Origin of the sequence: Arthrobacter sp. NPDC058192 (genome assembly GCF_042883665.1) — a bacterium.
In the GTDB taxonomy this organism is placed as follows: Bacteria; Actinomycetota; Actinomycetes; order Actinomycetales; family Micrococcaceae; genus Arthrobacter.
Window position 1 is genome coordinate 46,690 of the sequence record NZ_JBHVVJ010000015.1, and the last position, 13,150, is coordinate 59,839.

12 protein-coding genes are annotated in these 13,150 nt (G+C 67.0%); 5 read left to right on the forward strand and 7 right to left on the reverse strand.

Annotation, left to right across the window (positions count from 1 at the left end):
• The first annotated feature begins 5 nt into the window (after positions 1-5).
• Positions 6-1,511: a dihydrolipoamide acetyltransferase family protein gene (locus ACFVVK_RS15295; protein ID WP_390268568.1), complete on the forward strand. Its 1,506-nt coding sequence runs from the start codon at positions 6-8 to the stop codon at positions 1,509-1,511.
• 237 nt (positions 1,512-1,748) lie between these two features.
• Here ACFVVK_RS15295 and ACFVVK_RS15300 read toward each other — a convergent pair whose 3' ends face one another.
• Positions 1,749-2,087 (reverse strand): hypothetical protein, encoded by a 339-nt coding sequence (locus ACFVVK_RS15300; protein WP_390268570.1) that lies wholly within the window; start codon positions 2,085-2,087, stop codon positions 1,749-1,751.
• Positions 2,088-2,326: 239 nt separating this feature from the next.
• Between ACFVVK_RS15300 and ACFVVK_RS15305 the strand changes: the two genes are divergently transcribed.
• Positions 2,327-3,919, forward strand: coding sequence for an AMP-binding protein (locus ACFVVK_RS15305; protein WP_390268573.1), 1,593 nt, complete (start codon positions 2,327-2,329; stop codon positions 3,917-3,919).
• Here ACFVVK_RS15305 and ACFVVK_RS15310 read toward each other — a convergent pair.
• From ACFVVK_RS15310 to ACFVVK_RS15320, 3 genes are all read right to left on the reverse strand, one after another.
• Entirely contained in the window at positions 3,916-4,344 is a 429-nt protein-coding gene (locus ACFVVK_RS15310) for a universal stress protein (protein ID WP_390268576.1), read from the reverse strand. The genes ACFVVK_RS15305 and ACFVVK_RS15310 overlap by 4 nt on opposite strands.
• Before the next feature lie 106 nt (positions 4,345-4,450).
• On the reverse strand, positions 4,451-5,743 hold the full coding sequence (locus ACFVVK_RS15315; RefSeq protein WP_390268579.1) for a PLP-dependent aminotransferase family protein: 1,293 nt from the start codon (positions 5,741-5,743) through the stop codon (positions 4,451-4,453).
• A gap of 101 nt (positions 5,744-5,844) precedes the next feature.
• Positions 5,845-8,301 carry a phosphoketolase gene (locus ACFVVK_RS15320; protein WP_390268582.1) on the reverse strand — a complete coding sequence of 819 codons (2,457 nt, stop codon included), beginning with the start codon at positions 8,299-8,301 and terminating at the stop codon, positions 5,845-5,847.
• A gap of 196 nt (positions 8,302-8,497) precedes the next feature.
• On the opposite strand from ACFVVK_RS15320, the gene ACFVVK_RS15325 reads away from it, so the two are divergent.
• Positions 8,498-8,728 (forward strand): hypothetical protein, encoded by a 231-nt coding sequence (locus ACFVVK_RS15325; protein ID WP_390268585.1) that lies wholly within the window; start codon positions 8,498-8,500, stop codon positions 8,726-8,728.
• 40 nt (positions 8,729-8,768) lie between these two features.
• Positions 8,769-9,296, forward strand: a complete 528-nt coding sequence (locus tag ACFVVK_RS15330; protein WP_390268588.1) for a hypothetical protein — start codon at positions 8,769-8,771, stop codon at positions 9,294-9,296.
• 7 nt (positions 9,297-9,303) lie between these two features.
• Here the strand turns inward: ACFVVK_RS15330 and ACFVVK_RS15335 are convergent, their stop codons facing one another.
• A complete protein-coding gene (locus ACFVVK_RS15335; RefSeq protein WP_390268591.1) occupies positions 9,304-9,765 on the reverse strand; it encodes a hypothetical protein in 462 nt (153 codons plus the stop codon).
• Positions 9,762-12,254, reverse strand: a complete 2,493-nt coding sequence (locus ACFVVK_RS15340) for a molybdopterin oxidoreductase family protein (RefSeq protein WP_390268594.1) — start codon at positions 12,252-12,254, stop codon at positions 9,762-9,764. Before ACFVVK_RS15340 ends, ACFVVK_RS15335 begins: the two co-directional genes overlap by 4 nt.
• A 243-nt stretch (positions 12,255-12,497) precedes the next feature.
• Here ACFVVK_RS15340 and ACFVVK_RS15345 point away from each other — a divergent pair, with 243 nt between their 5' ends.
• Complete coding sequence (locus ACFVVK_RS15345; RefSeq protein ID WP_390268597.1) at positions 12,498-12,737, forward strand: DUF6480 family protein; 240 nt, start codon at positions 12,498-12,500, stop codon at positions 12,735-12,737.
• A gap of 42 nt (positions 12,738-12,779) precedes the next feature.
• Here ACFVVK_RS15345 and ACFVVK_RS15350 read toward each other — a convergent pair whose 3' ends face one another.
• Positions 12,780-13,127 carry a hypothetical protein gene (locus ACFVVK_RS15350; protein ID WP_390268600.1) on the reverse strand — a complete coding sequence of 116 codons (348 nt, stop codon included), beginning with the start codon at positions 13,125-13,127 and terminating at the stop codon, positions 12,780-12,782.
• Positions 13,128-13,150: the final 23 nt, after the last annotated feature.

Consider the following 13,150-nt stretch of genomic DNA (forward strand, 5'->3'; position numbering starts at 1 on the left):
GACCCATGACGCTCAACAAGTTCAACCTCCCCGACGTCGGCGAAGGGCTGACGGAGGCCGAAATCGTCTCCTGGAAGGTCAAGGAGGGCGACACTGTCGCAGTCAACGACGTCCTGTGCGAGATCGAGACGGCCAAGTCCCTCGTCGAACTGCCCTCGCCGTTCGCAGGGACCGTCGCGGAACTGCTGGTTCCCGAAGGGGTCACGGTGGAGGTCGGTTCACCGATCATCAGCGTCAGCGACGCACCCGCTGCCTCGGCGCCCGGCGTTGAGACGACTTCCGTCGCGGCGCCCGGCGTTGAGACGACCGCCGTCGCGGCGCCCATGTACGGAAAACTGCCAGCCGACTCGTCCGATGCCGCCGGACCGGCCGGCGGCCCGCTGGTCGGTTCCGGACCGAAGGCCGACGCCGTCAAGCGCCGGCGCCGGATTTCCGCCCCGGCAGCCGCAGGTAAGCAGACCCCGGTTCAGCAAATTCCCGCCACCCCCGTACCCCCGGCGGTCCCCGTTGCCCCCGGCATCCCGGCCGGCCGCCCGGCCGAGGCGGCAGCAGTTCCCGCCGATGCCATTGACACGCGCCCCACGTTCGGCGGTGCCATCAGCGGCCTGGTCGGCAAGGTCCTGGCCAAGCCGCCGGTCCGAAAAATCGCCCGTGACCTAGGGATCAACCTGGCCGACGTCGTGCCCACCGGCGCCCGCGGTGAGGTGACCCGTGAGGACCTGGTGAGCTACCAGGCCCAGCGCGACGCCGAGCTGGACAAGGCGGACTCGTTCTGGGGCAAGTCCGGCCGCCCGCAGGACCAGCGCATCGAGCGGATACCGGTCAAGGGGGTCCGCAAGGCCACCGCCAGGGCCATGGTCGAATCCGCCTTCGCTGCGCCGCATGTGAGCATTTTCGTGGACGTCGACGCCAGCCGCACCATGGAATTCGTCAAGCGGCTCAAGGCCTCCCGCGATTTCGAGGGCATCAAGATCTCCCCGTTGCTCATCCTCGCCAAGGCTGTCATTTGGGCGGCGGCGCGCAACCCCAGCGTCAACGCCACCTGGGTGGACAACCCGGACGGCAGCGATTCCGCGGAGATCCACGTCAAGCACTTCATGAACCTGGGCATCGCAGCCGCCACACCGCGCGGATTGATGGTGCCGAACATCAAGAATGCGCAGGACCTTTCGCTCAAGCAGCTCGCTGTGGCCTTGAACGAGCTTGCCACCACGGCGCGGGCTGGCAAGACGCAGCCGGCCCAGATGCAGGGCGGCACGCTCACCGTGACCAACATCGGCGCCCTCGGCATCGATACAGGCACCCCGATCATCAATCCGGGCGAGGTCGCGATCGTGGCGTTCGGCACCATCAAGCAAAAACCTTGGGTCCTGGACGGCGAAGTCATTCCGCGCTGGATCACCACCCTCGGCGGCTCCTTCGACCACCGGGTAGTGGACGGTGACCTTTCGGCCCGCTTCATGGCCGACGTCGCGGCCATCCTGGAAGAGCCGGCCCTGCTCCTGGATTGACGCACCCCGGGACCGCAGACCGCAGCCCGCAGCGTTCCTTCCCAGTTACTTCGGCATCCGCAGCCCCGCACCCGCGGGATACCGCGGTTTCCCCGGCCGCCGCGACGTCCCGCGGCCGGCAACTGGGACGGAGCGTTGGACCCGTGCCGCGGTCAACAGGCAAAAACGGAACCCCGCCGCTGAAGTGTTCAGCGGCGGGGTTCCGGCAGTTATCGGGCTGTGGCGCCCGGCGGTGGCCTAGTATCCCGAGTAAGTGGTCAGCAGCTGGGCCACGGCGGGATCGCTGCTGAGTCCGGCGAGGGCGGTGGAGGCGGCAAGCGCCAGGCCGCTCAGGGCCACGCCGAGCGCGCTGACCCCGGTGAGGAACTTCCAGTCCTCGCGGAGAACACTGCGGAAGGTGTCGGGCATGCGCAGGCCCGGCGCGATCAGGTTGGGGGCGCTGTCGGTTGATCCGTCGTCCAGGAAAGCGACCACGCGCCCGGCGCTGCGGTCCACCCGCATGGTGCTGATGTGGTTGCCGTGGCGGGCGAGCAGGATGTCGTGGCCGACCATTTGCCGGCGCTGAAGAGTGATCATGGGGTTCCCCCTGGTAGGTGGATTCTTGGATGTCCGCACCATCGCAGGGCAGTTCCCATTTTACCGAGCCGGTCCTGTCCGGAACCGCCATCTGCCGGTGAGGCTGCCCACGGAAGGGGGTGATGCTCGTCAAGCCCGGCAGCCAGTTAAGCCGCGCCGTCCTGTGCCGGAGACTCACCGCGGCACTAGAGTGGCACCAGCCGTCCAGCCCGGCGGTCGCGGATCAAAGGAGATGTTGCGTGTTCACAGGCCCCTACCCCGACGTTGATATTCCCGACCTCGGCATCTACGACTACCTCTTCGGCGGACTGGGGGAGGAGGATCTGGACCGCGTCGCCATCGTCGACGGCACCAGCGGCGCGGAAACCACCTATCGTGCGCTGCGCGGACAGATTGATGCCCTTGCCGGTGCCGTCGCGGCCCGGGGCCTCGGAGTGCACGGCGTGGCAGCTATCCTGTGCCCCAACATCCCCGCCTTTGCCACGGTCTTTCACGGCCTGCTGCGGGCCGGCGCGACAGTGACCACGATCAACTCGCTGTACACGGCGGACGAGATCGCCAGCCAGCTGACCGACGCCGGCGCGGACTGGCTGTTCACCGTCTCGGCCCTGCTGCCCGCCGCGCGGGAGGCTGCCGAACGGACCGGGATTCCCGCGGACCGGCTCGTGGTGCTCGACGGCGCCGACGGACACCCCTCGCTGGGTGACTTGCTGGCGGCGGCTGCGCCGGCGCCGCGCATCTCCTTCGATCCCGCCACCCATGTGGCCGTGCTGCCGTACTCGTCCGGCACCACCGGCCGGCCCAAGGGCGTCATGCTCAGCCACCGGAACCTGGTCGCCAACGTGGAACAGTCCAGGGGGCTGCTCGGCGTCGGACCCGACGACCGGCTGCTGGCGTTGCTCCCGTTCTTCCACATTTACGGCCTGACGGTGCTGCTGAACCTGGCGCTGCGCCAGCGGGCCAGGCTCGTCACGATGCCCCGGTTCGAGCTCCCCGAGTTCCTCGGCATCATCCAGGAGCACCGGTGCAGCTACCTGTTTATCGCCCCGCCGGTGGCGGTGGCGCTGACTAAGAGCCCGCTGGTCGCGGAGTACGACCTTAGCTCGGTGCACACCGCCCTTTCCGGTGCTGCGCCGTTGGACGGGGAGCTGGGCGCCCGCCTGGCCGAACGCCTCCGGTGCCGGGTTCTGCAGGGCTACGGTATGACCGAAATGAGCCCGGTGTCGCACCTGATCCCGTGCACCGCGGGGGACCTTCCGGTCAGTTCGGTGGGGTACACGGTGCCCAATATGCAGTGCCGCCTCGTGGATCCGGCCACGGGGGCGGACATCGTGGTTCCCGCGGAAGGAACCAGCGCGCCCGGCCACCTGCTGTGCCGCGGGCCGAACGTGATGCTCGGGTATCTGAACCAGCCGCAGGAAACCGCGGACGCCCTGGACGCCCAGGGCTTCCTGCGCACAGGCGACATCGCCACGGTGCGGGCTGACGGCGTCGTGACGATCGTGGACCGGCTCAAGGAACTGATCAAGTACAAGGGCTACCAGATCGCCCCGGCAGAGCTTGAGGCACTGCTCCTGACCCACCCCGGCATTGCCGACGCCGCCGTGATCGGATCGCTCGACGCCGATGGCCAGGAAGTCCCGTTGGCGTTCGTCGTCCGCCAGCCCGGACCGGAGGGCGACGAACTGGACGAGGCCGCCGTCACGGCCTTTGTGGCCGCCAAGGTGGCGCCGTTCAAGAAGGTCCGCCGCGTGGAGTTCATCGAAACCGTGCCGAAGTCCTCCTCAGGAAAAATCCTGCGCCGGAAACTGAAGGCCGCAGAGCCAGCCTAGTCGGCGTCGGTTTTGGCGATGTAGACGTCGCACGGGGCGCCGTGGGCCACGCTGTTCGCAACGCTGCCCAGGACGCGGCCGATCCCCTGCATGCGCCGGTTGCCTACCACGATCATCCGGGCACCGGTCCGTTCGGCTTCCCGGATCAAGGCCTCGGCGGGCTTGCCGCGGGCAGCCGCGTAGGTGACAGTGGTGTCTGGACTGCGCAGGCCGTCGGCCACCGTCCGCGCGACTTTCTCCGCGTTGCCGGCGTCGGACACGATCCACTGGTCACTGCCGCTGCCGAAGACCTCAGTCCGGTCGCTGTCGAAGGCGCTGACCACGTGGAGCGTGGCCCCCATGGACGCCGCGAGGTCACGCGCGGTGTGCGCTGCCCGCAGCGCCGTCTCACTGCCGTCGACGCCGACAACGATAATTCCAGTCATGGACCGCTCCTCTTTTCAGTAAGTTCAGCTGTTCGGTAAGTTCGGCTGTTAGGTAAGTGTGGCTGTTCGGTAAGTAGGGCAGTTCTGTATGGATCCGGCGTCCGGGCTACCGGGCGGCGATGGCTTCCTGCAGGACAGGGGCGAGCCGTCGTACGCCCTCGCGGATCGCTTCGGGCGGCACCGCGCTGAAGGCCAGCCGAATCTTGTTCGAGGGGTCGTCCGAATGGGTGAATGCCGCTCCCGGAATGAAGACCACGCCCGCGTCGATCGCCTTCTTCAGCAGTGGGTAGGTGTCCACCCCCTCGGGCAGCGTGACCCAGACGAAGAAGCCGCCCTCGGGGCGCGTCCAGCTCAGCCCGTCGGGCATGAATTCCGCCAGGGCCGCCAGCATGGCGTCGCAGCGTTCCTGGTACAGCCCGCGGTACGTCTCGATCTGGCCCCGCCAGTCGTAGTCGCGAAGGTAGGCGGAGACCAGCATCTGGTTGAGCGTCGGCGGGCACAAGGTGACCGCCTCCGACGCCAGGTAGTAGCGGCGCTGCAGGTGGGCCGGGACGAGGGCCCAGCCGATCCGCAGTCCCGGGGCGAAGATCTTCGAGAACGAGCCCATGTAGATCACGTCGTCCGGGTTGGCAGCCCGCAGGGGGGTCAGCGGCTTGCCGTCGAAACGCAGAAGGCCGTAAGGATTGTCCTCCAGCACCAATATATTCGCACGACGGCATATATCAACGACTGCCTGCCGGCGTTCCGGCGAGAGGGTGATGCCTGAGGGGTTGTTGAAGCTGGGGATGGTGTAGAGGAACTTGATGCTCTTGCCCGCGGTCTGGAGGGCGGCGATTTTGGCCTCCAGCAGGTCCGGGATGATGCCGTCCCCGTCCATCGGCACGGTCTCGACCCCCACCTGATAGGCCTCGAAGGTGTTAAGGGCGCCGACGTACGTCGGGTCCTCCACCAGCACAACGTCGCCCGGGTTGCAGAAGACCTTGGTGGCCACGTCCTGTGCGGACTGCGAGCCGGCGGTGATCACGATGTTCGCGGGGTCGGCGTCGAGGATCCCTTCGGCGGCCATGACCTCGCAGATCTGGCCGCGGAGCTCCTCGGTGCCTTGGCCGCCGCCGTACTGGAGGGCGGTCATTCCCTGTTCGGCGATGATCTTCTCGGCAGTACGGCCCAGGCGCTCCAGCGGCAAGGACTGCAGGTAGGGGCTGCCGCCGGCGAGGGAAACGAGGCCGGGGCGCATCGAGATGTCGAAGACATCCCGGACTGCCGACTGCTTGATGTTGGCTGCGCGCTCCGAGAAGAGGATCTCGTGGCGGTGGGCGGACGTAGCCGCACGTTCGATTGCGTCAATGGCCTCGGCCGGAAGGACTGCTGCGGCGGCATCAAGTGTTTCGTGGGTCACAAAGCCTAGAGTACTACCCGTGTTGTCCGAGAGGCAACGATTGTTTCCACATCGCCCCGGGCTGCCGACGGCGCCGCCGGCCGGGCCGGGTGACGGCACCGTCAGGCCAGCGTCCAGTCCCGGATCTCCTCCGGGTCCTCGCCGTGCTCGCGGGTATGGTCCCGTGCCTCCATCCGCCGGTCCTGCAGCGACTGGCGCAGCAGTGAATGCCGCTCGCGCAGCCCCTCCACCCGGTCGATGACGTCGATGGCCAGCTGAAAACGGTCGATGCCGTTGAGCATGGCCATGTCGAAAGGCGTCGTGGTGGTGCCCTCTTCCGTGTACCCGCGCACATGGAGCCGCTCCTGGCTGCCGTGCCGGTACGTGAGCCGGTGGATCAGCGCGGGATAGCCGTGGTAGGCGAAGATGATCGGCCTGTCAGCTGTGAAGATCCCCTCGAAGTCACGTACGGCGAGTCCGTGGGGGTGCTCGCTGTCTGCCTGGAGCCGCATCAGGTCCACCACGTTGACCACCCTGATCAACAGGTCCGGGACGCCGTCCGCGAGGAGGCGTGCCGCCGCGACTGTTTCGATGGTTGGGACGTCGCCCGCGCAGGCCAGAACGACGTCGGGCTCCTCACCTGGGATTTCCGTGCCGGCGAAGTCCCAGATGCCCAGCCCCCGCCGGCTGTGGTGCTCTGCTTCGGCCGGGGTGAGCCAGGTAGGCGATGGTTGTTTGCCGCTGACCACGATGTTGACGTAATCCCGGGATCGCAGGCAGTGGTCCATGACGGCCAGGAGGGTGTTCGCGTCCGGGGGCAGGTACACCCGGATGATCTCGGCTTTCTTGTTGACAGCATGGTCAATGAAACCGGGGTCCTGGTGCGAAAACCCGTTGTGGTCCTGCTGCCACACGTGCGAGGAGAGCAGGTAATTCAGTGATGCGACGGGCCGCCGCCACGGCAGATCGCGATGGACCTTGAGCCACTTGGCGTGCTGGTTGAACATCGAATCGACGATGTGGATGAACGCCTCGTAGCAGTTGAAGATGCCGTGCCGGCCGGTCAGCAGATACCCCTCAAGCCATCCCTGGCACAGGTGTTCGCTGAGGACCTCCCGCACCCGGCCGGCCCGGGCCAGATGCTCGTCGACGTCCTCGATCCGGGACTCCCACACCTTATCCGACACGTCGAACACATCTTGCAGCCGGTTCGATGCCGTTTCGTCCGGGCCGAACAGCAGGAAATTGTCCGGGTTGTCCGAGATCACGTCGCGGAGCCAGCCCCCCAGGGTGACCATGGGACTGACCCGGTCAGCTCCCGGCGTGCCGACCTCGACGGCGTGTCCGGCGTAGTCCGGCAAGGCCAGGGAGCGCAGCAGCGCTCCGCCGTTGGCGTGCGGCGTCGCGCTCATCCGCAGGCCGCCGGTTGGGGCGTTCGCCGCGACATCAGGCCGAAGCCTGCCGTGTTCGTCAAAGAGTTCAGCCGGACAGTAGGACGTCAGCCAGCTTTCCAGCTGGGCAAGGTGCTCAGGGTTGGTGCGGACCTCGGACAAAGGCACTTGGTGGCTTCGCCATGTGCCCTCAACCTGCTGGCCATCCACTGTGCGGGGACCGGTCCAGCCTTTGGGCGAACGCAGCACGATCATCGGCCACCGCGCGGCATCGGCGTCGTTCGGGGCGTTGTTTGACGCCCCATCGTCTGCTGCAGTGCGGCGCTCGGCCTGAATGGCACGGATTTCGGCAAGGCAATTGTCCAGAACGGCGGCGAAGTCGCGGTGCGCCTTGGCGGTGTCCCCCGGATCGTCCACGGACACAAAATGCGGCTCGTGGCCGTAGCCGCGGAGCAACTGCTCGAGCTGGCGTTCCGGCATCCGGGCGAGGATGGTCGGATTGGCGATTTTGTAGCCGTTCAGGTGCAGGATGGGCAGCACGGCGCCGTCCGCCACGGGATCCAGGAAATTGTGCGAGTGCCAGCTGGCCGCCAGCGGCCCGGTTTCGGCTTCGCCGTCACCGATCACGACGGCGGTAATCAGCTGCGGGTTGTCGAAGACCGACCCGTAGGCGTGCGCGAGTGAATATCCGAGCTCTCCGCCTTCACTGATGGATCCGGGCGTCTCGGGGGCCGCGTGGCTGGGCACGCCGCCCGGGTAGGAGAACTGCCGGAAGAGCTCTGCCAGGCCGCGCTCGTCGTCGCCGACATGATCGTAGGTCTCCGAATACGTGCCCTCCAGCCAAGCGTTGGCCACCACCGCGGGACCCCCGTGGCCAGGGCCGGCGATGAACAGCATCTCCTGCCCGTCCCGGCGGATGACGCGGTTGAGATGGGCGTAGACGAAGTTGAGGCCCGGGGTTGTTCCCCAGTGTCCCAGCAGGCGCGACTTCGTGTCGTCAGCCTGAAGGGGCCTGCGCAGGAGCGGGTTGGACCTCAGGTAGATCTGCCCCACGGACAGGTAGTTCGCAGCCCGCCACCAGCGGTCCACCAGGGCCAACCCGGGGTCGAGCGTCGGCTCCTCCTGCCCGGGTTCCTCGTCAGCAGGGCTGCGCGTTCCGCCGGCTGGCGTGTGGTCCGGGTGGCTCATCAGTAAGTCCTCCGCTTCGTTGGAAACTATCAGGGACACGGTCCGTGACCCATAGCAACACCTCCATCCTGTCAGGGCAAGCGGACCCGACGCCTGAGACAGAGCCGGGCTCCGGTTGTCGCGCTGCCCCTTACCTTTCCGGTGATGCATTGTTAGCGTGAGGGGAACGTTGCCTGCCAAAGAATCTGGAGAAGTCATGAGCGCTGAACAGAACGGGACTGAAGAAGACGTACACGACGGCGTACAGGACGGGGCCCCTCCCGTGCCCAAGGATGCACCGGATGGTGGCGAAACGACGGCGGGCGCACCATCCGGTCCCAGTGACAGTACCGATGCTTCGACCAAGGCCACCGGTCCGGCTGAGGAGCAGGACAAGGAGACTCCGGACTCACGGGGCCTGACCACCGATACTGCCCCCGGCGACTAATGCGCCCGCTCCGCAGCAGACACCATCGTTACGAAAGGGCATGACCATGAATGCGGAACAGCGCGGGAACGGCACCACCGGCGAGCGTTCGTTGGGAGCGTACCTGCACAGTCATTTGATCGCCGCGGCAGCTGGCGAGCGTCTCTTCGAGCAGGCGTCTAAGGCCTGGAAGGACACACCGCACGGCGAGACCCTCACCCGGCTCACGGGAGAAGTGGGCGCGGACAAAGCGGCCCTTTACCGCATCGCCGAGGAGCTTGGCTTGGCCATCCCCGCCTACAAGAAGCCGTTTGCCTGGATCAGCGCGCACCTGGCGTCCCTTGACCCGCTTAACCCGCTGCACGGCAGGAGCGGTGCAGCCGGACATCTTGAGCTCGAGGCCCTCATTACTGCCGTCACCGGCAAGTCACTGCTCTGGAAGACACTCATTATTCTGTCCCGCACCGACAGGCGGATCCCGCAGGACAAGGTCGCCCATCTGCTGGATAGGGCAACGGAACAACTGCGCGCACTCGAGAACCTGCTCCTGGAAACCACGACGGACCGGTTCGCAGACACCGGGGCGTGAGCGGTTCTCAGCGCGCCGCGACGAGGGCCTGGGGTGCGGCCTGTTTCATTCGGGTCTGCAGCCAGCGCAGTTGGGTGGCCGTTTCGGCATCGCATTTCGCCACAACCTCGAGCAATTCCTTATCGCGCAGCGCGGAGCCGGCCTGTTTGACCATCGTCCAGGTGATGTCCACGAGGCTTGCCAGCAGGTAAAGGTCCTGCAGGTCGCGCAGGAGCCCCACGGGCCCCTCGCGGGTGGTGGACAGGCCCTCCGCGTGGAGTCGCTCCGGCTCGTTGTCCTCACGGCTTTCGCCGTAGCGCTGCACGACGGGATGCAGGAGTTCCCCGTGCCGGTCACACTGCCCCGCCAGGGTGCGGCACAGAAAGTGGACGTCCGGTTCGGCGCCGTGGCCCTCGGCAACCTGGCGGAACGATTCGGCCAGGGTCTGTTCCGCTTGGTGGAGCATGCCCAGATAGATCTTCAAATTCATGACTGTCGTCCCTCCCGGGCGTCAGGGAACCGGGGTGCCGGTTCGACGCCGGGCATTTCCGTGGCTTGGGCGTAGGCGCCACCGTGCGTGGCCGGGACCTGGGCCGCGCCGGAAGCCGGGGCGGGCCGGGACGCCGTCGTGGTCGGGGCGGGGGCCGGTCCTGTGGCATCGCCGATCTTTTCCACGGCCACCGCCGCGTTCTTGAACATCGGCTGCTTGGATACTGGGTCCCATTCGGTGAGGGTCAGTTCGTTCGCAGCCGTCGGGTGGGGACCGGGCGTGCCGCCGGTTTCCCAGTAGCCGTAATGGAACGGGGCGAACACTGTCCCCGGGGCGATGCCGCTGACCCGCGCGGGCACCTCGATCCTGCCCCGGCGGGAGGTTACCCGGACCAGGTCGCCTTCGGAGATTCCGAGCCGGTCTGCGTCCTCCCGGGCCAGCTCCACCCAGGCCCGCGGTGCCGCCCTGTTGAGCGGCCGGGAGCGGCCTGTCTTGGTGCGCGTGTGGAAGTGGTACGCCGTGCGGCCGGTCGTATACCGGAGTGGATGGTCCTCGTCGGGCTCCTCGTGGGGAGGGTGGAACGGGGCGGCCTTGAGCAGGGCCCGACCGCCGGGCCCCTGCGCGCGGAAAGCCTGGGCCCCCACCGTTGCACCGGTCAGGAGGTCGTGGCCGTAGCTTTCACAGTAATCCGGATCTGTGGGGAAAACGCCGTCGCCGTAGAGCCGGTCTGTTCCCTCCGGATGCTCGTCATTGCAGGGCCAGGGGATGCCGCTGCCGCCGCGCAGCCGGTCGTAGGTGATGCCGGTGTAGTCGCACGGCCGTCCGCGGGAGCAGTTTTTCCAGGCCTCGAAGGCGTCCTCGGGTCCGGTCCAGTCCAGCAGCGGGCCGCCTGCCAGCGTGGCGAATTCCATTCTGCGGGAGTAGTCCAGGAAGATCTCCAGGTCGCTCCGGGCCTCGCCTGGCGGGTCGACGGCCTTATCCGATAGGTGCACGACGCGGTTGACGTTGGTGAACGTTCCGGTTTTTTCGCCCCAGGCCGCCGCCGGCAACACCACGTCCGCGTATTGTGCGGTTTCGGTGAGGTAGAGGTCTTGGACGACGAGGAAGAGTTCGGGTTTGGACAGGATGTCCCGAATGCGGGGAAGTTGGGGCATGGACACGGCCGGGTTCGTGGCGGAGATCCACAGAAAGTTGATGGATCCCTGTTCGGCGTATCGGAAGATCTGCATGGCGTGGGTGGGCGGTGCCCAGTCCGGGATGGTCATCCGGTCCACGTCCCAGAGCCGGGCCAGTTCCTTGATGTGATCGGGATTTTCCCAGTTGCGGAAGCCCGGCAGGTCGCCGTCGGCGCCGCATTCCCTGTTGTTTTGGGCGGTGGGCTGGCCGTTCATCTGGAGGACCCCGCACCCTGGCCGGCCCAGCATTCCGCGCAGCAGATGCAGGTTGTTGACCTGGCAGGACGCGGCCGTGGCCTGGGAGGACTGGTAGAAGCCCTGCAGCACGGTGGAAACGATCCGGTCCGAGGTGCCGAAGATCCGCGCCGCCTCCCGGATGTCCGCAGCCGGGACCCCGCACGTGGCGGCCGCCGCCTCGGCCGTCCACGGCTCGACTGCCTCCCGGAGATCGTCCAGGCCGCGGGTGTGGTCGCGGATGTAGCCGGCATTCTCCCAGCCCTGGGCGAGGACTTCGCGGACCAGGGCGTGCAGCAGTGCCAGGTTGGTGCCGGGCCGGATGGCGAGGTGGACGTCGGCGTGGCGTGCGACTTCCGTATCGCGCGGATCCACGCACACGATTTTGGGCCGGTCCGGGCCCGCGATTCGGTCCAGGACGCGGGACCAGAGCACGGTCTGTGTCTCGGCCATGTTGTGGCCGTAGAGGAACAGCGCGTCACAGCTGTCGACGTCGGTATAGGATCCGGGCTGCCCGTCAGCGCCGAATGACTCCTTCATGGCCGCCGCCGCCGTGGCGGTGCACAGCCGGGTGTTTCCGTCCATGTGCGGGGTGCCAATCCCTCCCTTTCCAATGATGGCCAGGGCGTAGTACTCCTCGAGGAAAAGCTGTCCGCTGGTGTAGAAGCCGTGGCTGAGCGGGCCACGCTCAGCCAGCAGGCTTCGACTCCGGTCCACGATCCGGCGCATCGCCGTGTCCCAGTCACATTCGACCAGCTGCCCGTTGTCCCGGACCAGGGGCCTTGTCAGGCGGTCCCTGTTGGACACGCCCTGCCTGCTGGCGAAGAGCCCCTTCGGTCCCAGCCGGCCGTGGTTGACCAAGTCTTGCGCACGGCCACGGATTCCGACCATCGCGCCGTCCTTGACGGCGATGTCGCAGGCGCAGCCGTTGCTGCACAGCACACAGGCGGACTGCACCCAGCGGTCGACGTCGGCTTCCGCGACGTCGTCGTCGAGGACTTGGTCCACGCGTACGGGCCACAGGCCGTCGCGGGCGTACGGGGTCCGGGACCCCCAGATGTTTGCTATCCGGTCGACCACGTCACTCCTCTACCTTCGGGGCCCCGGGGGCCTGTGCTTCAAGCTCGGATTAGCCGCGTCCTATGCCGGCGGACGGGTCCTGGTCGCCCTCGGACGGGTCGGCGCGGAGCGAGTCCGGGTCCGGGCTCGGCAGCCCCGGCGCCACTTCCCATCAGTTTGCTCCTTCGCTCGGCCTTGACGGTTCCAGAATTATCAGCATGCTTACAAATAGTCCATAGTCGGCACGACACGGAAGGTTCAACCATGAGCACCTACCACCCCGAAAACGACCCTGCCAACCCTGACCGGCAGGCGGCGGAAGACGCCGCGGAGCAGTCGGATCCGGACCGCACGCGTGAGGAAACAACTGATGCCGCCGGTTCGGCCAACCCGGATCCGCTGAGCGGGAAGATCACCGGGCTGGAGCCCGGCGGCGGAGTGCCGCCCGGGGAGACGCCTCCGGCCGAGGACCAGATGAGCCGGGACCAGGGGCACGACGAATAGCTGCCCGGGCCCGCTTCAGTCCTGCTTCATTTCAGTCCTGCTTCAGTCCTTGTCGAGTTCGGCCAGCAGCGATTTTGCTGCCTCGGCGATGTCGTCGTGGTTGTTCTGGGCGGCGCGGCTTTCGATGGCGATAATCGCACAGCGGTGCAGCCGCTGGAAGTCCCCGAAAGGGAAGCTGTAGCGCCCCTTGGTCTCTTGCGTTTTCTCGCTGTCTTCGCCCAAGTGCCAACTCCCGTATGCGGCGTAGCCGTGCTTGTCGATGTAGGCGTTTTCCCGGTCGCTGCCGGGGGCGTGCTCGCTCCAGTCATCACGGGTATCGCGTGCGAATCTGGAGTCTTTGATGAGCTGACGGGCCTGATTGAGCGCCGTCTTATTGAGCCTGATGGTCATGGTGTTCCTCCTCCTGTCGGCTC